We start from the raw sequence: 22,532 nt of genomic DNA on the forward strand, positions 1-22,532 counted from the left end.
CCCGAAAAATCGGCTCCGGCCCCCGCAATGCGCCTCGCCCGGCCCGGAACAAGGCGCCGTGACCCCTTCGTGACCTGGTCTTATCCGATTCTCCGCCGTAGAAGGGTGCCGCCCTGGCACCCCGGGTCGATACCATGTCCAGGGCGGATGCAGCTGAGCGACACGCCGCAGCAGCGTCCCCGATAGGGCTAGTGACGGCGGAGAGTAAGGCGGGTAGCAGCTTGGACAGCCAGCGTGGGCTGGTTCATCGCATCGAGCGCAAACTCGAATCCGCTGTGGAGGATGCGATGGCCCGGGTCTTCGGAGGGGAAGTCCTCCCCGAGGAGATCGAGGCTGCGCTACGCCGTGAAGCCGCCGCCGGGGTGCGCTCCCTGGCCGGAGATCAACTTTTGGCGCCCAACGAATACGTCATTACCCTCGGTATGGACGACTACGACAAGGTGGGCGCCGACCAGGATCTGACGTCGAAGGCCTTCGCCCGGCATCTGGCTGGGCACATCGGCGAACAGGGGTGGCAAACGTATGGTGATGTGGTTGTCCGGTTCCAGCAGTCGCCGAGCCTGCGAACCGGCCAGGTCCGCGCACGGGGCGGCGTCAACCCTGACGCCCGCCCCCACGAGACGCTCAACGAATCCCGCCCGCCACAATCAGTTCATGCGTTTACCGCAGAATCAGGAGTGCCACCGATGACCGATAACCCGAGCTACCGCGGCGCCCACGGGCAGGATCGTCCCGGCGACGAGTATTACGACCCCCGCTACGGGCGGCCCGCCGACGATGCTCGCGGCGGTCAGGACGCCCGTGGCTACGGCCCCGACGGCGACCACTACCAGCAAGAGCAGCGCGGCGGCTATCCCGATCAGGGCCAGGGCGGCGGCTACGCTCCGCCCCGTCGGCCCGAGCAGGGTGGCTACCCCGAGCAGGGTGGCTACCCCGGTCAGGGCGGCTACGGCCAGGGCGGTGGCTACGGCCAGCAGGCCCAGCCGTACGAGCAGCGTCCGCCCAGCGGCTACGGCGCTCCCGCCGGCTACGAGCAGGGCTACCCCCAGCACCAGCCCGCGGCACCGGCCTATCCCGGCGGCGGCCAGCCCGGCTACGGCTACGGCGAGGCACCCCCGGCCCGCCAGGACGACTACGCCTACCCCGAGGGCCAGTACGAGCAGCGCCCCGCCTACGAGCAGGGTGGGTATGACCAGGGCGGCCAGTCCTATGGCCGCCAGGACTACGGCCAGCCCGGCTACGGCTACGGCGAGGCACCCCCGGCTCCCGCCGGCTACGACTACGGCCAGTCCGCGCCCGGCGGCTACGGCGAGGGCCAAGGCACACAGGGCGGCTACGACTACGGCCAGCAGGCTCAGGGCGGATACGGGGAGGCACCGGGCGGAGGCTACGGCCAGCGCGCCTACTCCGCGCCCGCCTCGGTCACGCTGCAGCTCGACGACGGCAGCGGCCGTACCTACCAGCTGCACGAAGGCGCCAACGTGGTGGGCCGCGGTCAGGACGCCCAGTTCCGGTTGCCCGACACCGGGGTGTCGCGCCGTCACCTCGAAATCCGCTGGGACGGCCGGGTTGCCCTGCTGTCGGACCTGAACTCCACCAACGGCACCACGGTGAACAACGCTCCGGTCCAAGAGTGGCAGCTCGCCGACGGCGATGTCATCCGGCTGGGGCACTCCGAGATCATCGTCCGGGTCCACTAGGCACCGCGGCAGCGTCCACCCGACCGACAAACCCAACCAGCAAAGCGCTGCCGCTTTGCCCTACGGCCCCCCGCGCCCAAGTATCGTGACTTTGCCGAAGTGCTCCGCCGCCGGGAGCACGCCATGGGCTGCGCGACAACGGAGAGGACGCCGGATGCAGGGACTGGTACTGCAGCTGACGCGAGCCGGTTTTTTGACGTTGTTGTGGCTGTTCATCTGGTCCGTGCTGCGGATTTTGCGGACCGACATCTACGCACCGACCGGCGCGGTGATGGTCCGCCGCGGACTGTCGATCCGGGGCGTGCTGCTTCCGCCGCGCCAGCAACGGACCACCGCGCGGCATCTGGTGGTGACCGAAGGACCGCTGACCGGGGCCCGCATCGCGCTCAGCGATCAGCCGGTTCTGGTGGGCCGCGCCGACGACTCCACGCTGGTGCTCACCGACGATTACGCCTCCACCCGGCACGCTCGGCTATCTCAGCGGGGGACGGAATGGTATGTCGAAGATCTGGGTTCGACCAACGGGACCTACCTTGACAGGGTGAAGGTGACCACTGCGGTACGGGTTCCGGTCGGCACGCCGATACGAATCGGCAAGACCGCGATCGAGCTCCGCCGGTGAGCCTGGTTCTGCGGTACGCCGCCCGCAGCGACCGCGGTCTGGTGCGCTCCAACAACGAGGACTCCGTCTACGCCGGAGCCCGGCTGCTGGCGTTGGCCGACGGCATGGGCGGGCACGCGGCCGGTGAAGTCGCGTCGCAGCTTGTGATTGCCGCGCTGGCGCATCTCGACGACGACGAGCCCGGCGGTGACCTGCTGGGGAAGCTGGAAAGCGCCGTGCAAGAGGGCAACTCGGCGATCGCGGCCTACGTCGAAGAGCACCCCGAGCTTGAGGGCATGGGCACCACCCTGACCGCCATCCTGTTCGCCGGCCCCCGGCTGGGGCTGGCCCACATCGGCGACTCGCGCGGCTACCTGCTGCGCGACGGCGAGCTCACTCAGATCACCAAGGACGACACCTTCGTACAGACCCTGGTCGACGAAGGCCGCATCACCTTGGAGGAGGCACACAGCCACCCGCAGCGCTCGCTGATCATGCGCGCGCTGACCGGCCATGAGGTGGAGCCGACGCTGATCATGCGCGAGGCGCAGGCCGGTGATCGCTATCTGCTGTGCTCCGACGGACTGTCGGACCCGGTGAGCACCGAGACCATCCACGAGGCGCTGGAGATCCCGGACGTCAACGACTGCGCGCTGCGGCTCATCGAGCTGGCGTTGCGCGGGGGCGGCCCCGACAACGTCACGGTGGTGGTGGCCGACGTCGTCGACGTCGACTACGGCCAGACCCAGCCGATCCTGGCCGGGGCGGTCTCCGACAGCGACGACGACCATGTGATCGCCCTCAACACCGCCGCCGGGCGGGCATCGGCGATCTCCCCGCGCAAGACGGTCGCCAAGCGCGCGCTGCCGCGTATCGAAACGCCGGACCGGCAGCCCCGCTCCCGGCGACGCAAGTTCATCGCCGCGGCGCTGCTGTTGACGCTGGTGGGCGCCGGGCTGTTGGTCGGACGCGCAGTCGTGCGCACCAACTACTACGTCACCGCCTACGGCGGCACGGTGGCGATCATGCGCGGTGTGCAGGGCTCCATCCTGGGTGTGCCGCTGCAGGAGCCCTACCTGCTGGGCTGTCTGGACAGCAAGGGCCAGCTGGTGCAGATCAGCTTCAAGCAGTCCGGCGACAAGCTGAGCTGCCGGCTGATGACGCTGCAGGATCTCCGTCCGCCGGCCCGCCAACAGGTCAGCAACGGCCTGCCTGCCGGCACCCTCGACGACGCGATCACCCAACTGCGCAATCTGGCCCGCGACTCACTGCTGCCGCCGTGCCCGCACGGCACCACCACCGGCTCCAGTTCCACGCCGTCGCGCAGCCCCGCTCCCGGGATGGTCCCCACCGGTCCGCGGCCCGGCCCGCCGCCCCCGTCCGGAAAGTCACGTCTGCCCACCCTGACCAACCTGCCGCCGGCCCCTCCAGAACCGGGGACCGACTGCCGGGCAGCCTCATGATCCGCGCCGGCGACGACGCGGTGGCGGGCGATGAGCGGGGCGCACCTCCCGCGGGCGGGGGAGACCACAGCGACGTGAGCACCGCGCCGCAGCCGCCGGTGACGCTGACACCGGCGCTGCCGGATCGGCGTAACGCCGAACTGCTGCTGCTGTGCTTCGCCACCATGATCATCGCGGTGGCGATGCTGATCGTCGAGGCCGGTCACGAGCAGGGCCTGCGCTGGGACCTGGTCGGTTACGGGGTGGCGTTTCTGGTGCTGTTCGGCTTCGCGCACCTGGTCATCCGGCGGTCGGCACGGTACGCCGACCCGCTGCTGCTGCCGGTGGTGGCGCTGCTCAACGGCCTCGGGCTGGTGATGATCCACCGCATCGATCTCGGCGTCGCGATCGACGGCGCCGGCGCGCGTCCCGGCGCCAGCGCGCAGATGCTGTGGACACTGGTCGGCGTCGGCGTCTTCGCCCTGGTGCTGGTGGCCCTCAAAGACCACCGTCAGCTGTCCGGCAGCGGCTACGTCTGCGGCCTGGCCGGCTTGGTGCTGCTGGTGATCCCCGCCCTGCTGCCGGCCTCGTTGTCCGAGCGTCAGGGTGCCAAGATTTGGATTCGGTTGCCGGGCTTCACAATTCAGCCTGCCGAGTTCTCCAAGATCTTGTTGCTGATTTTCTTCGCCGCGGTGCTGGTGTCCAAACGCCGGTTGTTCACCAGCGCCGGCAAGCACGTGCTGGGCATGAACCTGCCCCGGCCGCGCGACCTGGCGCCGCTGCTGGCCGCCTGGGTGATCTCGGTGGGAGTCATGGCGTTCGAGAAGGACCTCGGCACGTCGTTGCTGCTGTACGCATCGTTCCTGGTGGTGGTGTACCTGGCCACCCGCCGGTTCAGCTGGATGGTGATCGGCATGCTGCTGTTCGCCGCCGGCAGCGTGGCCGCCTACTTCCTGTTCAGCCACGTCCGGGTGCGGGTACAAACCTGGCTGGACCCCTTCGCCGACCCGGAGGGCGCCGGCTATCAGATGGTGCAGTCGCTGTTCAGCTTCGCCACCGGCGGCATCTTCGGCACCGGACTGGGCAACGGACAGCCCGGATATGTGCCCGCGGCCTCGACGGACTTCATCATCGCCGCATTCGGCGAGGAACTGGGTCTGGTCGGGCTGGCCGGCGTGCTCATCCTCTACACCATCGTGATCGTGCGTGGGATGCGCACAGCGATAGCGGTGCGGGACAGCTTCGGCAAGCTGTTGGCCGCCGGCTTGGCCGCCACCCTGGGCATTCAGCTGTTCATCGTGGTCGGTGGGGTGACGAAGCTGATTCCGCTGACCGGGCTCACCACCCCGTGGCTGTCCTACGGCGGATCGTCATTGCTGGCCAACTACGTGCTGCTGGCGATCGTGCTGCGGGTCTCGCACGCCGCCCGCCGGCCGCTGAGCACCCATCCCGTGCGCCCGACTCCGATCGGCGACACCGGCACGGCGGTGATCGAGCGCGTATGAACACCTCCCTGCGCCGCGTCACGATGACCCTGATGGCGCTGATCGTGCTGCTGTTGGGCAACGCCACCCTGACCCAGGTCTTCGCCGCCGATGGGCTGCGCGCCGACCCGCGCAACCAGCGGGTGCTGCTCGACGAATACTCCCGGCAACGCGGTCAGATCACCGCCGCCGGCCAGCTGCTGGCTTACTCGGTCGCCACCGACGACCGCATCAAATACCAGCGCATCTACCCCGACCCGGCCGTCTATGCCCCGGTCACCGGGTTCTACTCGCTGCGGTACTCCAGCAGCGGCCTCGAGCGTGCCGAGGACACCGTGCTCAACGGGTCGGACCCGCGGTTGTTCGGGCTGCGGTTGGCCGACTTCTTCACCGGCCGCAACCCGCGCGGCGGCACCGTGGAAGCCACCATCCGGCCCCGGGTGCAGCAAGCGGGCTGGGAGGCGATGCGCAACGGTTGCACCGGCGGCTGTCGCGGTGCGGTGGTGGCCCTGGAACCGTCCACCGGCAAGGTCCTGGCGATGGTGTCGGCGCCGTCGTATGACCCCAACCTGCTGTCCTCGCACGATTCGGCCCAACAGGGCCAGGCCTGGCAACAGCTGCGCGACGACCCGGCCTCACCACTGACCAACCGCGCCACCAGCGAGACCTACCCGCCGGGCTCGACGTTCAAGGTGATCACGACGGCGGCGGCGCTGCAGGCAGGCGTCAGTGAGAACGAGTCCCTGACCAACGCGGCGCGCATCGCGCTGCCCGACAGCACGGTCACGCTGGAGAACTACGGCGGCAGCACCTGCGATGGCGGCAACGAGCCGACCGTGCCGCTGCGGGTGGCGTTCGCGCGTTCCTGCAACACCGCCTTCGTCCAGTTGGGTATGCGTACCGGTGTGGACGCTCTGCGCAGCACGGCCCAGGGCTTCGGGCTGGATATCACCCCCGAGCCGATACCGCTGCAGGTCGCGGAGTCCACCGTCGGCCGGATCCGCGACGCGGCCGCGCTCGGGATGACCAGCATCGGCCAGAAGGATGTCGCGGTCACTCCGCTGAAGAACGCGGTCATCGCGGCGACCATCGCCAACGGCGGGCTGACCATGCAGCCGTATCTGGTCGACGGCCTGGAGGGTCCGGACCTGGCGGGCATCGCCACCACCCAGCCGCGCGAGCAGCGCCGTGCAGTGTCCTCGCAGGTCGCGGCTAAGCTAACTGAACTAATGATCGACGCCGAAAGAATGACCCAGCAGGAGGGGGCCATCCCGGGCGTACAGATCGCGTCGAAGACCGGCACCGCCGAACACGGTGCCGATCCGCGGAACACCCCGCCGCACGCGTGGTACATCGCCTTTGCCCCGGCCAGCGCCCCGAAAGTGGCCGTTGCCGTCCTGGTCGAAGACGGCGGCGACCGCTTGGCCGCCACCGGCGGTGCCCTGGCCGCACCGATCGGACGCGCCGTGATCCAAGCCGCCCTGCAGGGGGGCTCATGAGTCCACAGGTCGGCGCGGCACTGGCCGGGCGTTATCGGTTGCAGCGGCTCATCGCCACCGGCGGCATGGGCCAGGTGTGGGAGGCCGTCGACAACCGGCTGGGCCGCCGCGTCGCGGTCAAGGTGCTCAAGCCGGAGTTCTCCTCGGATCCGGAGTTCATCGAGCGGTTCCGCGCCGAGGCCCGCAACACCGCGATGCTCAACCATCCGGGTATCGCCAGCGTGCACGACTACGGCGAGACCGACCTGGACGGGGAGGGCCGCACCGCGTTCCTGGTCATGGAACTGGTCAACGGTGAGCCGCTGAACTCGGTGCTCAAGCGGACCGGGCGGCTGTCCCTGCGGCATGCCCTGGACATGCTGGAGCAGACCGGGCGCGCCCTGCAGGTGGCGCACAGCACCGGACTGGTCCACCGTGACGTCAAGCCCGGCAACATCATGATCACGCCCACCGGCCAGGTGAAGATCACCGACTTCGGTATCGCCAAGGCCGTCGACGCCGCCCCGGTCACCCAGACCGGGATGGTGATGGGCACCGCCCAGTACATCGCCCCGGAGCAGGCGCTGGGCCAGGACGCCACCGCTGCCAGTGACGTGTACTCGCTGGGGGTGGTCGGCTACGAGGTGCTCTCCGGGCGGCGGCCGTTCACCGGCGACGGCGCGCTGACCGTCGCGATGAAGCACATCAAAGAGCCCCCGCCGCCGCTGCCCGCCGAGTTGCCGCCCAACGTGCGCGAACTGATCGAGATCACGCTGGCCAAGAACCCGGCCATGCGCTACCGCAGTGGCGGCCCGTTCGCCGATGCCGTGGCCGCGGTGCGCTCCGGGCGGCGTCCCACGCGGCCCAGTCAGGCGCTGCCGGCCGGGCGCGCCGCCCCGTCGGCCATCCCGTCGGGTGTCGTGACCCGGGCCGCTCCGCCCGTGTCCGCGCGGGCCACCGCGGCGCGCCGGGCCCGGCCCAGCGCCGGCAACCATCGCACGCCCCCGCCGCGGCGCACCTTCACCGCCGGGCAGCGCGCGCTGCTGTGGGCGGCCGGGGTGCTCGGCACGCTGGCGATCATCATCGCGGTGCTGATCGTGGTCAACGCCAAGAGCCCGGGCGGCTCCCTGGCGCCGGCCACCGTCACCGACACCGGGGCTCCGCTGACCAGCTCGTCGAACGCTGAGTCGTCGGCGACGTCCCCGGCCGCGCAATCGTCGGGTTGGACCTGGCACAGGACGTCGCCATGACCACGCCGCAACGGCTCTCCGATCGCTACGAGCTCGGCGAGATCCTCGGCTTCGGCGGCATGTCGGAGGTGCACCGCGCTGTCGACACCCGCTTGCACCGCGAGGTCGCGGTGAAGGTGCTGCGTGCCGACCTGGCCCGCGACCCCAGCTTCTACCTGCGCTTCCGGCGCGAGGCACAGAACGCCGCTGCCCTGAACCACCCGGCGATCGTCGCGGTCTACGACACCGGTGAAGCCGAGACCCCGGCCGGTCCGCTGCCCTACATCGTGATGGAGCTCGTCGAGGGCGTCACGCTGCGCGACATCGTGCACAACGACGGCCCGATGCCGCCGATCCGCGCCATCGAGGTGATCGCGGACGCCTGCCAAGCGCTGAACTTCAGCCACCAGCACGGCATCATCCACCGCGACGTCAAGCCGGCCAACATCATGATCGACATGCACAACGCGGTGAAGGTCATGGACTTCGGCATCGCCCGTGCCGTCGCCGACGCCGGCAACAGCGTCACCCAGACCGCCGCCGTGATCGGCACCGCCCAGTACCTGTCACCCGAGCAGGCTCGCGGCGACACCGTCGACGCCCGCTCGGACGTGTACTCGCTGGGCTGCGTGCTGTACGAAATCCTCACCGGCGACCCGCCTTTCGTCGGCGACTCCCCGGTTGCGGTGGCCTACCAGCACGTCCGCGAGGATCCGGTGCCCCCGTCGCAGCGGCTCCCGAGCCTGCCCGCCGATCTGGACGCCGTGGTGCTCAAGGCGCTGGCGAAGAATCCGGACAATCGCTACCAGACCGCCGCCGAGATGCGTGCCGATCTGGTGCGGGTCCACAACGGGGAGACGCCCGAAGCCCCCCGGGTGCTCACCGCGGCCGATCGGGCCTCGATCATGACGCCGCGGGCCGGTGACCACACCGGTGCGCAGACCGACCCGCTGCCCCGCCAGGAACTCGACTTCGGCCACGAGCGGCCGGGCTCGGTGGGCCGCTGGCTGATCGCCGCGATCGTGCTCGCCGTGTTGACCGTGATCGTCACGGTGTCGATCAACACGTTCGGCGGCCGCACCCACCAGATCCAGGTCCCCGACGTCAGCGGCCGTGCGTCGGTCGACGCGATCGCCGAACTGCAGAACAAGGGCTTCAAGACCCGCACCGAGCAGCGCTCCGATTCCCACGTCCCACCCGACCATGTGATCGGCACCGACCCGCCCGCCGGCTCCCCGGCGAACAAGGGCGACAAGATCACCGTTGACGTGTCCTACGGGCCGGAGCAGCGTCAGCTTCCCGATGTCGCGACCCTGAGCTACGCCGACGCGGTCAAGAAGCTGACCGCCGCCGGGTTCGGCAAGTTCAAGCAGGTCAACTCGCCGTCCACCCCGGAACTCAAGGACAAGGTGGTCGGCACCAACCCGCCGGCGAATCAGACCACGGCTGTCACCAACGAGATCATCATCGTGATCGGCAGCGGCCCGGCCACCAAGCCCGTTCCTGACGTCACCGGCCAGACCGTGGATCTGGCGCAGAAGAACCTGACCGTCTACGGCTTCACCAAGATCACCGAGGTGGCGGTGGACAGTCCGCGACCCGCCGGCGAGGTGATCGCCACCAGCCCGCCCAGCGGTGAGACGGTGCCCGTCGACGCGGTGATCGAGCTGCGGGTGTCGCGGGGCAACCAGTTTGTGATGCCGGATCTGGCCGGCATGTTCTGGACCGACGCCGAACCGCAGCTGCGGGCCCTGGGCTGGACCGGGATGCTGGTCAAGGGCGCCGACGTCGACGCCGGCGGATCCGGGCACAACCGGGTGCTCTACCAGAGCCCGGCGGCCGGACAGGGTGTGAACACCGATGGCAACATCACGCTGCGCTTCGGTCAGTAACGCGGCGCTGGCGAACGGCTACGGAACAGGGGCGGGCGGCCGGGCGGTCTGGACCGTCGCGGCGATCTCCTCCTCCAGCCGGCGCACCAAGGCTTCGAGGTCATCCGGGTCGCAGCTGTAGCCGCAATAGCCCAGCCAGTTGGCCAGCATCCGGTGACCGCCCTCGGTGAGGATGGACTCCGGGTGAAACTGCACCCCGTGGATGGGCAGCTCCGTGTGCCGCACCGCCATGATCACTCCGCCGCGGGTGCGCGCCGTCGCCTCCAGAACGGGCGGCAGCGTCTCGGGCAGGATCGTCAACGAGTGGTAGCGGGTGGCCGTGAACGGATCCGGCAAACCCTTGAGCACCCCCGCACCGGAGTGAAAGACCGTGCTGGTCTTGCCGTGCAGCAACTCCGGCGCCCGGCCCACGGTGCCGCCGAAGGCGACGCCGATCGCCTGGTGCCCCAGGCAGACCCCCAGCACCGGGATCCCGGCAGCCGCGCACGCCCCGACCAGGGCGATCGAGGCGCCGGCGCGTTCGGGCGTGCCCGGTCCGGGGCTCAGCAACACCCCGTCGAAGTCGGCCACCGCAGCGGCCGGGTCGCTCAGGCGCGCGTCGTCGTTACGCCAGACGGCAGCCTGCACACCCAACTGGCCCAGATACTGGACCAGGTTGAACACAAAGCTGTCGTAATTGTCGACGACGAGGATCCGCACGACCAACAGGCTACCGCCGCGTTGACGGCGACGGCCCGCTGCGCCCAATCAGTAGTCGACCGGGCCGACCGGCACGGCGTAGCGCATCCGGGCGACGGCCGGTGTCTCGACGACCTCCAGGTCCGCACTGACCTGCTCGCTGTAACCCAGGCCGAACCGGATCACGTACTGCTTGTAGAGAGTGATCAGGGGATCGTCGGCCAGCGCGGCCTGCATCGCGGCCGGGTCACCGATCGCGGTCACCACGTACGGCGGGCTGTAGGTCCGGCCGTCCAGCAGCAGAGTGTTACCCACGCACCGCGGCGCCGACGCCGCGGTGATCCGCTGGTCCTGCATCTGCACAGCTTCGGCGCCGGCGCTCCACAAAGCGTTGAGCACGGCGGAGATGTCCTGTTGGTGCACCACCAGGTCGTCGGGGGAGGCGTCGCGTGGGAACCGGCCGTTGGCATCACGCTGGGCGTCGGCGAGCGTCACGACCAGGCCCGGCCCGTACATCGCCTCCAGCCCGCCGGTCGATGCGAGTTGCTCGCTGCGTTTGCGCATCGCCGACAGGGCGATGCCGGAGCTTCGGCCGTGTACTGAACCCACCCCGGCTGCCAGCGTGTCACGCTGCGCGGTGAGTTCTTCCACCGTGGCCTGGGTCGCGCGGACCAGATCGACCAGTCGGGGGGCGTCGCCACGCCGGATCTCCTTACCGCCGGAGACCCCGTGAGTGGCCGCCAGCAGCAGGCCCGCCAGCAGGCAGACCAGCGGAACTCCGATCCGCCACGGGGAACGGCGGCCGGAGGACGACAGTCCCATCTGCGGCATCGGCTCTCCCGTTCTCGGCTGGACTATCCTGCTGGGCTAATCTCGTACCGACCCATACTCGCAGCTTCACGCCGCACTTTCCCGAGGTACCGATGCCCAAGTCCAAGGTTCGCAAGAAGACCACCAGCTTCACCCCCTCGTCGGTGAGCCGTACCCCGGTCAAGGTCAAAGGCGGCCCATCGAGCACATGGTTCGTCGCACTGTTCCTGGGGCTGATGCTCCTCGGACTGGTGTGGCTGATGGTGTATCAGCTGGGGGCCACCGGGCTGGATGCCCCCGCCGCGCTCAACTGGATGGCCGAGCTGGGCCCGTGGAACTATGCCATCGCGTTTGCCTTCATGATCACCGGGCTATTACTCACCATGCGCTGGCACTGAGCTGCACGGACGCGGTATTTCGGTTATGTCGGACCGCCGCCGATGCCGGCTCAGCAACCGTGTCCTGGGTCAATCACATCGATGTGATTTATCCCCACTGTGGACAACTCCTGTAGATAACCTCGAAACGTGCAGGTCGACGTGAGTCAGCCCGGGCATGCGCAGACGGAGTGGTCGCCACCGGCCGGCGGAATCGTTGCGTGCGCGCTCGTCGGGGCCGCGTTGGCCATCAGCGCTACGACGATCGCCACCGACACCCCCGGACGGGTGCTGGGCAGCATTGCCGGACTGGGATTGCTGGTGTTCTCCGGGTTGTCCTGGCGGGCCCGGCCCAAGCTCGCGCTGACATTCGACGGCCTCGCGGTGCGGGGTTGGTGGCGCACCAAAGTGCTCACCCCGGACAGCCTCACCCGGCTTCGTGTCACCGAGTATCAGCGCATCGGGCGCAAGCATCGGCTACTGGAGATCGAGACCGTCGATGACGAGTTGCTGATCCTGTCGCGGTGGGATTTGGGAACCGACCCGCGCGAGGTGTTCGAAGTACTGTCAACGGCCGGCTACACCGGCCGCTGACCACAGCCGCGCGTCGCCGCTAGGCGACCGTGATGGACTCGATGACGACCGGCTCGGTGGGCCGGTCGGCACGGTCGGTCGCGGTGGCGGCGATGGCGTCCACAACCGCCTGCGAGTCCGCGTCCACGACCTCACCGAAGATGGTGTGCCTGCGGTTCAGGTGCGGGGTCTGGCCCACGGTGATGAAGAACTGCGAGCCGTTGGTGCCCGGTCCGGCGTTGGCCATCGCCAGCAGGTAGGGCTTGTCGAACACCAGCTCCGGGTGGAACTCGTCCTCGAACTTGTAGCCGGGGCCGCCGCGACCGGTACCGGTCGGGTCGCCGCCCTGGATCATGAATCCGCCGATCACCCGGTGGAACACCGCGCCGTCGTAGAACGGCCCCGAGGAGCCGCCGGAGGCGTTGGTGGTCGAGTACTCCTTGGTGCCCTGGGCCAGGCCGACGAAGTTGGCCACGGTCTTGGGAGCGTGGTTGCCGAACAGCGCGATCTTGATGTCGCCGCGGTTGGTGTGCAGCGTGGCAGTTGCGGTGGCAATGGAGCTGGAGGTCATGGGATCACAGTCTGCCATTCGCGCCGTGGTGGGCTGCGTCACGGGTAGCGTTGTGCCCATGCGCCTGGCGACCGAGACCCCGCTGACCCACCGAGAGCGCCTGACTCGCGGTCTCGCCCACACCGCTGCCGGGCCGGTGGACGTGGCGCTTGGCGCCGCGGGTCTCAGCGGCGCCGCTGTGCGCCGCGGGGCGGTCGAATTACGCCGGCGCTATCGGGACAGCCAACTGTCCGACCGCGTCTCCGAGGCCGCCGAAGCCGCGGCCCGGGAACTGGCCGCCGCCCAAGAGGCCGTCGCCGGCTTCCCGGAGCTGTTGGAAGGTCGTGCCCCTCGCCGTCATGTTCGCCGGTCCTGGGTGCTCGCGGCGGCCGCCGGTGCGGCACTGCTGGCGGGCGGGGTGGTGGCGGTGTTGATCCGCCGCTCGAACCGGCCGCAGGAGTCGTCGCCGCGCCCACCGAGCGTGGACGCACAGCACAAGATTTAGCGCACCGGGGCGACGCCTGCGCGTTCGCATTGTGGAGCCTAGGAGATTCGAACTCCTGACATCTGCCTTGCAAAGGCAGCGCTCTACCAACTGAGCTAAGGCCCCTGGTGGGACTCGTGGGCCTAGGAGGACTCGAACCTCCGACCTCTTCGTTATCAGCGAAGCGCTCTAACCGCCTGAGCTATAGGCCCGTAGTCGTCTGCGACCGAGCGAGATTACCGCACTGGGTGCCCGCTCACCAAAATGCCGTGAGCGCCCGGCCCGTCAGTCCCGGTCAGCCAGGGTTACCTCTACGCCGCCGACGACGTCGGTGCTGAGGTTGTAGATCACCACGCCAAGGGTGGCCATCGCGGTCAGCACCACGATATTCACCAGCCCGATCAGCGCAGCGCCGCCGAAAATCGAACCGGCGGAAACCAGTTCGGCGGCACTGTTGTTGGTCAACAGGTCGCCCACGTTGCTGTTCAGCTTGTTCCAGACGCCCATTGCGCCCAAAGCGACGTACAGCACTGCCACCGCGATCATCCAGACGAAGAACAGCGCCGTCGACAGCAGCAAGGACACCTTGAGCGCGCTCCAGGGGTCGATCCGGCGAATCTGCATGCTTGCCCGCAGCGGCCCGCGCGGGCCCGCCGACACCTGCGGGCGGCGGGCCGGAGACCGCCGCTGCGCCGGTTCGGACAGATCCGGCAACTCGCTGACGTAGGCGTCGTCGGGTTGGGCGGGCTTCACCGGCGGCGCGGGCTTGGCGGCCGGCTTGGCCGGTTGACCCGGCGGCTTGGCAGGCTGAGCGGGCGGCTTGGTCGCCGCCGGGGGCTTGGCCGGGGCCTGCTGCGGCGCGCCGGGCGCGGGAGGCGCTGTCGGGGCAGCCGTCCCGGACACGAAACGGCGTATCCGCTCGTCAACGCCGGGGGAGTGCGCCCCGCCGTCTGCGGGCCGGGCCGGTGCGGCCGGGCGGGCCTGACCGCCGCGCTGCCACGGCGGGGCTTCCCCGGTCTCGGTGATCCGGCCGGGACGGCCCGCGGGCCGCTGACCCGGCTCGCCCGGACCGTTGCCGGCCGAGTCCGCCTTGCCCCCGTTGCCCGGGTGCCCCGGCTCGTTCGGTGCGCTCACCCACGACTCCTTACCTGCGTGTCCCCACCGCGCCGCGGCCGGGTCTGGCGTCGGGTTCAGCTACCCGAGTCCTCGTCGACCGCCTCTTCATCGGCGTTCCGCGCAATCGCTATCAGTGTGTCGCCCTCGCCCAAGTTCATCAAGCGAACGCCCTTGGTCTGACGTCCGGCCTTACGAACCTGCCGTGCCGCGGTGCGAATCACACCGCCACCGGAGGTGATCGCGTAGAGCTCACTGTCATCGTCGACGATCAGTGCCCCGACCAGCCGGCCTCGCCGCGAATCGTACTGAATGGTCAAGATTCCCTTGCCGCCGCGACCCTGCGCGGTGTACTCCTCGATCGCCGTGCGTTTGGCGTACCCGCCGGCGGTGGCCACCAGCAGATAGGTGTCCTCGCGGACCACATTGAGCGACAGCAGCCGGTCGTCGGCGTTGAATCGCATGCCCTGCACACCGGAGGTGGCGCGGCCCATCGGCCGTAGCGCTTCGTCGGTGGCCGAGAACCGGATGGACTGACCGTTCGCCGACACCAGCAGCAGGTCTTCCTCGGCCGAGCACAGCACCGCGCCCACCAGTTCGTCCCCGTCGCGCAGGTTGATCGCGACGATGCCGCCGGATCGGTTCGAGTCGAAGTCGGTCAGCTTGGACTTCTTGACCAGACCGTTGCGGGTGGCCAACACCAGATACGGCGCGTCTTCGTAACTCTTGATCTGGATGACCTGAGCGATGCGCTCCTCGGGCTGGAAGGCCAGCAGGTTGGCGACGTGCTGACCGCGTGCGGTGCGCAACGCCTCCGGCAGGTCGTAGGCCTTGGCTCGGTACACCCGGCCCTGGGTGGTGAAGAACAGGATCCAGTCATGAGTCGAGCACACGAAGAAGTGCGCGACGATGTCGTCCTGCTTGAGACCGGCGCCCTGTACGCCCTTACCGCCCCGCTTCTGGCTGCGGTACAGGTCGGTCTTGGTGCGCTTGGCGTAGCCGGTCTCGGTGATGGTGACGACGACGTCCTCGCGGGCGATCAGATCCTCGTCGGCGACGTCGCCGTCGGCGGGGATGATCCGGGTGCGGCGGTCGTCGCCGTACTTCTCGATGAGCTCAGCCAGTTCGTCATGCACGATCGCACGCTGCCGTTCCGGCTTTTCCAGAATGTCCTTGAGGTCTGCGATCTCGGCTTCGATCTTGGCCAATTCATCGATGATCTTCTGGCGTTCCAGCGCGGCCAGCCGGCGCAGCTGCATGTCCAAAATCGCTTGCGCCTGAATGTCATCGATGTCGAGCAGCTCGATCAGGCCCTGGCGGGCGATGTCGACGGTCTGCGATGCCCGGATCAGGGCGATCACCTCATCGAGGGCATCGAGTGCTTTGACCAGACCGCGCAGGATGTGGGCCCGCTCTTCGGCTTTGCGTAGCCGGTAGCGGGTGCGCCGAACGATGACGTCCAGCTGATGAGCCACGTAGTAGCGGATCATCTGATCCAGCCGGAGGGTGCGCGGCACTCCGTCGACGATCGAGAGCATGTTGGCGCCGAAGCTGGTCTGCAGCTGGGTGTGCTTGTAAAGGTTGTTCAGCACCACCTTGGCAACCGCGTCGCGCTTGATCTCGACGACGATGCGCAGTCCCACCCGGTCACTGCTCTGGTCTTCAATGTTGGCGATTCCCACCAACTTCCCGTCGCGCACCTGCTCGGCGATCGACGTGATGAAGTTGTCGTGGTTGACCTGATAGGGCAGCTCGGTGATGACCAGCAGGGCCCGCCCGCGCGAGTCCTCCTCGATCTCGACAACGCCGCGCATCCGGATGGAGCCGCGCCCGGTTCGGTAGGCGTCGTTGATGCCCTGCGAACCGACGATCAGGCCGGAGGTGGGGAAGTCCGGGCCCTTGACCCGCTCCATGACCGCTTCCAGGGTGGTCTCTTCGTCGGCCTCGTGGTTATCCAGGCACCAGAACACCGCTTCGGCGAGTTCGCGCAGGTTGTGCGGCGGGATGTTGGTCGCCATACCGACCGCGATACCGCCGGAACCGTTGGCCAGCAGGTTCGGGAACCGGCTCGGCAGCACCGTCGGCTCTTGTACCCGGCCGTCGTAGTTCGGGACGAAATCGACTGTTTCCTCGTCGATTTCGCGCAGCATCTCCATGGCCAGCGGAGTCAGCCGGGCCTCGGTGTAACGCATGGCGGCCGCGGGGTCGTTGCCCGGCGAACCGAAGTTGCCCTGGCCGTCGACCAGCGGGTAGCGCAACGACCACGGCTGAGCCATCCGGACCAGGGTGTCGTAGATCGAGGCGTCGCCGTGCGGGTGGTAGTTGCCCATCGTCTCGGCGACCGACCGTGCGGACTTCGCGTGGCTGCGGTCCGGACGGAACCCGGAGTCATACATCGCGTAGAGCACGCGGCGGTGCACCGGCTTGAGACCGTCACGCACCTCGGGCAGTGCACGGCCCACGATCACGCTCATGGCGTAGTCGATGTAGCTGCGCTGCATCTCCTGCTGGATATCGACCGGTTCGATCCGGTCCACCGAGTCGTCCCCGGGTGGCAGCGTGGTGTCTGTCATCTATTCCTCGTTCTGTGAAGAAGTCCGTCCGGTCAGATGTCGCGATGTCACGTCAAGGTCGGTTCGACGTCGCAATACATCTCTAAACGTCCAAGAAGCGAACGTCTTTCGCGTTGCGCGTGATGAAGCTGCGGCGGGCCTCAACGTCCTCGCCCATCAGGATCGAGAACAACTCGTCCGCGGCGGCCGCGTCGTCGAGCGTGATCTGGCGCAGCACCCGCACACTGGGATCCATCGTGGTCTCCCACAGCTCCTTGGCATCCATCTCACCGAGGCCCTTGTACCGCTGAATGCCGTCATCCATGTTGATCTTCTTGCCGGCGGCCTTGCCGGCTTCCAGCAGGCCATCACGTTCGCGGTCGGAGTAGGCGAATTCGGCGTCGTTACCGCGCTGCCACTTGAGCTTGTACAGCGGTGGCTGCGCCAAGAACACGTGCCCGTGCTCCACCAGCGGCCGCATGAAACGGAACAACAGGGTGAGCAGCAGCGTTGAGATGTGCTGGCCGTCGACGTCGGCGTCGGCCATCAGCACGATCTTGTGGTAGCGCAGTTTGGAGATGTCGAATTCGTCGTGAATACCGGTGCCCAGTGCGGTGATGATGGCCTGGACCTCGTTGTTCTTCAGGACGCGATCGATGCGCGCCTTCTCGACGTTGATGATCTTGCCGCGCAGCGGCAGGATCGCCTGGAACATCGAGTCGCGGCCGCTCTTCGCCGAGCCGCCGGCCGAATCACCCTCCACCACATACAGTTCGGACTTACTCGGGTCATTCGAGCGGCAGTCGGCCAGCTTTCCAGGCAGGCCGCCCAGATCCGTTGCGCTCTTGCGCCGCACCAATTCTCGGGCTTTGCGGGCGGCCATGCGGGCCTGCGCCGAAGAGACCGCCTTGTTGATGATGGTCTTGGCTTCGGCGGGGTTGGCCTCGAACCAGTGGCCCAGCTGCTCATTGCAGACTTTCTGCACGAACGACTTGACCTCGGTGTTGCCCAGCTTGGTCTTGGTCTGGCCCTCGAACTGCGGCTGGGACACCTTCACGGAGATGACCGCGGCCAAGCCCTCGCGGATGTCGTCACCGGTGAGGTTTGGGTCCTTGTCCTTGAGCAGCTTCTTGTCCTTGGCGTATTTGTTGACCACGCTGGTCAATGCCGACCGGAAACCCTCTTCGTGAGTGCCGCCCTCGGCGGTGTTGATGGTGTTGGCGAAGGTGTGCACCGACTCGGAGTATCCGCCGTTCCACTGCATGGCAATCTCGACTTCATGTCCGGTTCCCTTGCCGTCGAAGTCGACGATGGTCGGGTGGATCGCGGTCTTGCTGCGGTTGATGTGCGCGACGAAATCGCGCAGACCGCCGGGGTAGCAGAAGACGCGGTGCTTGACCTTGTGTGGAGCTACGGCCTCGGCGGCCTGTTCCTCCGCGGTCTTGGGTGCTTCGGCGGTGTCGCTGACCACCTCGTCGACGACCTCTTCGACGCGCACCCGCTCATCGGTGAGGTCGATGGTCAGGCCCTTGTTGAGGAATGCCATCTCCTGCAGGCGCCGCGCCACGGTCTCGAAGTCATAGGTGGTGGTTTCGAAGATGTCCGGGTCGGCCCAGAACCGGATGGTGGTGCCGGTCTTCTTGGTCTTCTCGCCCTTGCGCAGGGTCCCGGGAACGGATTTGTCGTAGGACTGGAACCACTGGTAGCCGTCGACGCAGATGTCGGCCTCCAGTCGGGTGGACAGCGCGTTGACCACCGAGACGCCGACGCCGTGCAGACCGCCGGAGACGCTGTAGGCGCCCTCTTCGAACTTTCCGCCGGCGTGCAGCACGGTCATGACCACATCGACGGTCGGGATGCCGGTGGCGTGCATGGCGACCGGGATACCTCGACCGTCGTCGGTCACCTCGACGCCACCGTCTTCGAGGATGCGCACGGTCACCTGCGAGGCGAACCCGGCCATGGCCTCGTCGACCGCGTTGTCGACAACCTCCCAGATCAGGTGGTGGAGACCGCGTTCACCGGTGGAGCCGATGTACATACCGGGTCTTTTACGGACTGCTTCGAGGCCTTCGAGAACCTTGATCGAATCGGCACCATATTTGTTTTGGGCAGCCACGGTCGGGGAGCTCTCCTCAGGTTCGCAAGTCAGCATTCGACGCAGCACTCGGGTGCATGCGCGGGATACTGAGCCAGTCTACCTTGAGGCCCCGACGGCGAGCATTTTCTTGTGGTGTTTCTGCCTACCTGATTGCGCCGTGGCGTCGATATCGCGGTTTGCCTCGTGTCCGGCCGCTGGCCGGAACGATTTTCCTGCTCGTAGCGCCACACAGGCGCCGGATTCCGGCGGCGACTCAACCGTAGGTATCGCGCGGGCCCCGACCGGAGACGTGTAACGGCCCTTTGCGCCAGGACGGGGCCGTCGGGCCGGTGATCTTCAGCGTCTTGACCACGCCGTCACCGACGGCGGCGGCGATCTTGGCCAGCAATTGGGCTTGGACCAGGCGTAACTGGGTGGCCCAGGCGGTCGATTCAGCCGCCACGCTGAGCACCCCGTCGGAGAGCCGGGTCGGTGTTGCGTGCGAGGCGATGTCGTCACCGACCACCGAGCGCCATTGACCCAGCACCGTGCCCTCGGCCACCTGGGCAGACCAGCCCCGAGACTGCGCCAGGTCGCGGGTTGCCGCGCCCAGGCTCTGGGGATCGCGACGATCCGGTCCCGGCCCCGACCAGCTGCGGCGACCGCCGCCGGTGCCCGGGGTACGGCGGCGCAACGGCGCCCGGCGGCCTTGCCCGACGTCCTTGCCCTGGCTGCGAGCGGCTTCGCGCGCTTCGGCCAGGGTGCGGCGGACGAGGTCCATGCCGGCCAGGCCGGCCAGGTGCGCCGGTGGCTGCAGCACCGGTTCGTCGTGCGAGTCCTCGAAGTCGGTCACGAGGCATCGTCCACCAATTCCGACACCCTGCCCTCGTCACCTTCGGTGACCGCGATACGAATGTGGCGGGCCTGCCAGTCGGCGGGGATGTCGTCGGGCACGGCGGCGGTGATCAAGACCTGCTCGGCGGACGCCGCGACGCCGGCCAGCGCCCGGCGCCGGGCGGCGTCCAGTTCAGCGAAGACGTCGTCGAGCAACAGCACAGGCTCGGCGCCTTCGCTGCGGAGCAGTTCATAGGAAGCCAGTCGCAGCGCCAGCGCCATCGACCATGACTCGCCGTGGCTGGCAAACCCTTTCACCGGCCGGTCGCCGAGCTGCAACTCCAACTCGTCGCGGTGCGGGCCGACCAGGCATATCCCGCGGTCCAATTCCGCACCGCGGCGGCGGGTCAACTCCGCAATCAGGGCTTCTTGAAGTTCGGCCGCGCCCTGGTTCTCGATACCGGCGGGGATCTCGAGTTTCGGTCGATAGGCCACGGCGGCGGTTCTGGTGCCCGGCGCCAGCAGTTGATAAGCCTTCTCAACTTCCGGCGCCAACTGATTGACCAGGTCGATACGGGCGGCCATCAGCTCGGCGCCGTGCAACGCCAATTGGGAATCCCACACATCGAGGGTGTCGAGCACCGAACGGTCACCGCGGTGCAGTGCGCCCGGGGCACTTTTGAGCAGCGCTGTGCGCTGTCGCAGCACGTGAGCGTAGTCGGCGCGCACGCCCGCGATCCGCGGGCGGCGCACACTGGCCAATTCGTCGAGGTAACGGCGGCGCTCGCCGGGATCACCGCGCACCAGCGCCAGGTCTTCGGGGGCGAACAACACCGCACGCAGTACCCCTACGACTTCGCGGGCGTGCCGCACCGGCGCGCGGTTCAGGCGCACCTTGTTGGCCCGGCCTGCGGCGATCTCCAGATCGACGGCGAGTTCGCGGCCCTCATTGACCACGATTGTCGAAACCACGGCGCGGGTGGCACCCGATCGAATAAGTGGCGCGTCCGTGGCCACCCGGTGTGATCCCAAAGTGGACGAATACCACAGTGCCTCAACCAGATTGGTTTTCCCGAAGCCGTTCGGTCCGACCAGCACCGTCGCGCCGGGCTCCAGTTCCAGATCGACGTGCGCCCAGGACCGGAAATCCCGCAGGCCCACGTGGCGGACATACACCGAGAAACCAACCCCTCCCGTCGTCGCTGCTGCGCCGATTTAGCCGGGCAGGCGAACCGGCATCAACAGGTAGACGTAATCCGACGGCACCGCCGGGAACGGACCATCACCGATCAGCGCCGGGTCTTCTGCGCTGGCGGGGCGCAGCACCGCCGGCTTCTTCGGATCGGTGAAGCCCATCGACACCTTCTCGCTGTGCAGCGATCCCAACCCGTCCGTGAGGTAGGTCGGATTGAACGCGATGGTCAACGGCTCGCCGACGAAGTCGATCGGCAGATCCTCCTCGGCACGACCGACGTCTTCGGCACCGGCCGACAGTCGCAGAGTGCCCTCGGACAACTCCATGCGCACCTGGGCGCCCCGGTCGGCCACCAAGGCCACACGTTTGATCGCCTCGGTGAGCTCAGCGACACCGATCGTGGCGACGGCAAGATGCTCGCTGGGCAGCAGTTGCCGGAATTTCGGGAATTCGGCATCCAACAGTCGAGTGGTGCTGCGCTTGCCAGCGCTGGTGATGCCCAGCAGGCCCTCATTGCCGACTGAAGCCCCGGCGCCCAGCGCCAGATGCACCTCGTTGCCGTCGCTGCTGGCCTTGGCCGCTTCAGCGAGGGTCTTCGCCGGGACCAATACCGCAGCTTCGGTACCCGGCGCGGCAGACCAACTCAGCTCTCGGACGGCCAGGCGGAAACGATCTGTGGCAGCCAAAACCACTGTGTTACCCGAGATTTCGACACGTATGCCGGTCAACATGGGCAGCGTGTCGTCGCGGCCGGCGGCCACCGCCACCTGGCTGATGGCCTCGGCGAACACATCCGAGGACAGCACGCCGGTTTCGTCGGGCAGAGTCGGCAGAGTGGGGTAATCCTCGACCGTCATGGTCGGCAGCGAGAATCGTGAATTCCCACAGGTCAACGAGACCCGAGTGGATTCGACCTGGACTTCGACCGGCTTGGCCGGCAATGCCCGGGTAATATCCGAGAGCAGTCGACCGGATACCAAAACGCTTCCCGGAGAAGCGATCTCAGCAGCAAGCTGAACCTCGGCGGAGACTTCGTAATCGAATCCGGACACGGTCAGACCGTTGTCGGAACCCGTCAGCAGCACTCCGGCCAACAGGGGCACCGTGGGCCGGGCCGGCAGCGACTTGGCCACCCACGCCACCGCGTCAGCGAAGTCGTCCCGGTCCAGGCGGAACTTCAAGTCGGTCAGACCCGCGTTCGTGGTCGCCGCGTCCATAACGTCCTCTCGTCACCCCGATATCGAGCTCTACCCTGCGGCGACTGGTGAACATCCCCACCCGCGGCCGTGTAACGCCCCACGCCGAAGTGTAGGAGCGGTCGGTCACCAACCGTAGAGGCTGGACGGACTTCTTGAAAGTTAAACCTCAACACCGAGCGGCCCGGCACGGCCTTGGACGGGGACCAGGCAGGCCGGTTGTGAACAGGCTCGGTTGACCCGATTCCCCAACGACCTGCTTTT

General features: G+C 68.0%; 19 protein-coding genes and 2 tRNA genes. 10 read left to right on the forward strand and 11 right to left on the reverse strand.

The features are described 5' to 3' along the window. Nucleotides 1-221 precede the first annotated feature (221 nt). The 7 genes from EJK91_RS11835 to pknB all read left to right on the forward strand — a co-directional run bounded on the left by EJK91_RS11835 (nt 222) and on the right by pknB (nt 9,826). Nucleotides 222-1,700, forward strand: coding sequence for a DUF3662 and FHA domain-containing protein (locus EJK91_RS11835; RefSeq protein WP_125079023.1), 1,479 nt, complete (start codon nt 222-224; stop codon nt 1,698-1,700). A gap of 154 nt (nt 1,701-1,854) precedes the next feature. Next, nucleotides 1,855-2,322, forward strand: a complete 468-nt coding sequence (locus EJK91_RS11840) for an FHA domain-containing protein FhaB/FipA (protein ID WP_024442112.1) — start codon at nt 1,855-1,857, stop codon at nt 2,320-2,322. Next, nucleotides 2,319-3,764, forward strand: coding sequence for a PP2C family protein-serine/threonine phosphatase (locus tag EJK91_RS11845; protein ID WP_046300360.1), 1,446 nt, complete (start codon nt 2,319-2,321; stop codon nt 3,762-3,764). Before EJK91_RS11840 ends, EJK91_RS11845 begins: the two co-directional genes overlap by 4 nt. Before the next feature lie 74 nt (nt 3,765-3,838). Further along, complete coding sequence (locus EJK91_RS11850) at nt 3,839-5,248, forward strand: FtsW/RodA/SpoVE family cell cycle protein (protein WP_024442110.1); 1,410 nt, start codon at nt 3,839-3,841, stop codon at nt 5,246-5,248. Beyond that, nucleotides 5,245-6,726 carry a D,D-transpeptidase PbpA gene (gene pbpA / locus EJK91_RS11855; RefSeq protein WP_046300359.1) on the forward strand — a complete coding sequence of 494 codons (1,482 nt, stop codon included), beginning with the start codon at nt 5,245-5,247 and terminating at the stop codon, nt 6,724-6,726. The genes EJK91_RS11850 and pbpA overlap by 4 nt, the downstream gene beginning before the upstream one ends. Next, nucleotides 6,723-7,955: a protein kinase domain-containing protein gene (locus EJK91_RS11860; protein ID WP_125079024.1), complete on the forward strand. Its 1,233-nt coding sequence runs from the start codon at nt 6,723-6,725 to the stop codon at nt 7,953-7,955. The genes pbpA and EJK91_RS11860 overlap by 4 nt, the downstream gene beginning before the upstream one ends. Further along, nucleotides 7,952-9,826, forward strand: a complete 1,875-nt coding sequence (pknB, locus tag EJK91_RS11865; RefSeq protein WP_024442107.1) for a Stk1 family PASTA domain-containing Ser/Thr kinase — start codon at nt 7,952-7,954, stop codon at nt 9,824-9,826. The genes EJK91_RS11860 and pknB overlap by 4 nt, the downstream gene beginning before the upstream one ends. 18 nt (nt 9,827-9,844) lie before the next feature. Here pknB and EJK91_RS11870 read toward each other — a convergent pair whose 3' ends face one another. After that, nucleotides 9,845-10,525: an aminodeoxychorismate/anthranilate synthase component II gene (locus tag EJK91_RS11870; protein WP_024442106.1), complete on the reverse strand. Its 681-nt coding sequence runs from the start codon at nt 10,523-10,525 to the stop codon at nt 9,845-9,847. A 48-nt stretch (nt 10,526-10,573) separates the two neighbouring features. Then, nucleotides 10,574-11,326 carry a DUF881 domain-containing protein gene (locus EJK91_RS11875; protein ID WP_036457681.1) on the reverse strand — a complete coding sequence of 251 codons (753 nt, stop codon included), beginning with the start codon at nt 11,324-11,326 and terminating at the stop codon, nt 10,574-10,576. Between the two features lie 101 nt (nt 11,327-11,427). On the opposite strand from EJK91_RS11875, the gene crgA reads away from it, so the two are divergent. Together crgA and EJK91_RS11885 are read left to right on the forward strand one after the other, a co-directional pair. Continuing rightward, on the forward strand, nt 11,428-11,712 hold the full coding sequence (crgA, locus tag EJK91_RS11880; protein ID WP_024442104.1) for a cell division protein CrgA: 285 nt from the start codon (nt 11,428-11,430) through the stop codon (nt 11,710-11,712). Between the two features lie 129 nt (nt 11,713-11,841). After that, nucleotides 11,842-12,285 carry a PH domain-containing protein gene (locus tag EJK91_RS11885; RefSeq protein WP_241178686.1) on the forward strand — a complete coding sequence of 148 codons (444 nt, stop codon included), beginning with the start codon at nt 11,842-11,844 and terminating at the stop codon, nt 12,283-12,285. 19 nt (nt 12,286-12,304) lie between these two features. Here the strand turns inward: EJK91_RS11885 and EJK91_RS11890 are convergent, their stop codons facing one another. Next, nucleotides 12,305-12,853: a peptidylprolyl isomerase gene (locus tag EJK91_RS11890; protein ID WP_125079037.1), complete on the reverse strand. Its 549-nt coding sequence runs from the start codon at nt 12,851-12,853 to the stop codon at nt 12,305-12,307. A 40-nt stretch (nt 12,854-12,893) separates the two neighbouring features. On the opposite strand from EJK91_RS11890, the gene cwsA reads away from it, so the two are divergent. Further along, a complete protein-coding gene (gene cwsA / locus EJK91_RS11895) occupies nt 12,894-13,319 on the forward strand; it encodes a cell wall synthesis protein CwsA (protein ID WP_024442101.1) in 426 nt (141 codons plus the stop codon). A gap of 32 nt (nt 13,320-13,351) precedes the next feature. On the opposite strand, the gene EJK91_RS11900 is transcribed toward cwsA, so the two are convergent. The 8 genes from EJK91_RS11900 to dnaN all read right to left on the reverse strand — a co-directional run bounded on the left by EJK91_RS11900 (nt 13,352) and on the right by dnaN (nt 22,289). Next, nucleotides 13,352-13,424, reverse strand: a tRNA-Ala gene (locus EJK91_RS11900). 12 nt (nt 13,425-13,436) lie between these two features. Continuing rightward, nucleotides 13,437-13,510: transfer RNA gene (locus EJK91_RS11905), tRNA-Ile, on the reverse strand. A gap of 73 nt (nt 13,511-13,583) precedes the next feature. Next, complete coding sequence (locus EJK91_RS11910) at nt 13,584-14,432, reverse strand: DUF3566 domain-containing protein (protein ID WP_024442100.1); 849 nt, start codon at nt 14,430-14,432, stop codon at nt 13,584-13,586. A gap of 56 nt (nt 14,433-14,488) precedes the next feature. Further along, nucleotides 14,489-16,984, reverse strand: a complete 2,496-nt coding sequence (gene gyrA / locus EJK91_RS11915; RefSeq protein ID WP_024442099.1) for a DNA gyrase subunit A — start codon at nt 16,982-16,984, stop codon at nt 14,489-14,491. A gap of 82 nt (nt 16,985-17,066) precedes the next feature. Continuing rightward, nucleotides 17,067-19,082 (reverse strand): DNA topoisomerase (ATP-hydrolyzing) subunit B, encoded by a 2,016-nt coding sequence (gene gyrB / locus EJK91_RS11920; protein ID WP_024442098.1) that lies wholly within the window; start codon nt 19,080-19,082, stop codon nt 17,067-17,069. A 235-nt stretch (nt 19,083-19,317) separates the two neighbouring features. Next, a complete protein-coding gene (locus EJK91_RS11925; protein ID WP_024442097.1) occupies nt 19,318-19,896 on the reverse strand; it encodes a DUF721 family protein in 579 nt (192 codons plus the stop codon). Beyond that, entirely contained in the window at nt 19,893-21,053 is a 1,161-nt protein-coding gene (gene recF, locus EJK91_RS11930; RefSeq protein ID WP_125079026.1) for a DNA replication/repair protein RecF, read from the reverse strand. Before recF ends, EJK91_RS11925 begins: the two co-directional genes overlap by 4 nt. Nucleotides 21,054-21,092: 39 nt before the next feature. Next, a complete protein-coding gene (gene dnaN / locus EJK91_RS11935; protein ID WP_024442095.1) occupies nt 21,093-22,289 on the reverse strand; it encodes a DNA polymerase III subunit beta in 1,197 nt (398 codons plus the stop codon). Nucleotides 22,290-22,532: the final 243 nt, after the last annotated feature.

The sequence above is a fragment of the Mycobacterium sp. P7213 genome, assembly GCF_900604305.1.
Taxonomy (GTDB): Bacteria; Actinomycetota; Actinomycetes; order Mycobacteriales; family Mycobacteriaceae; genus Mycobacterium.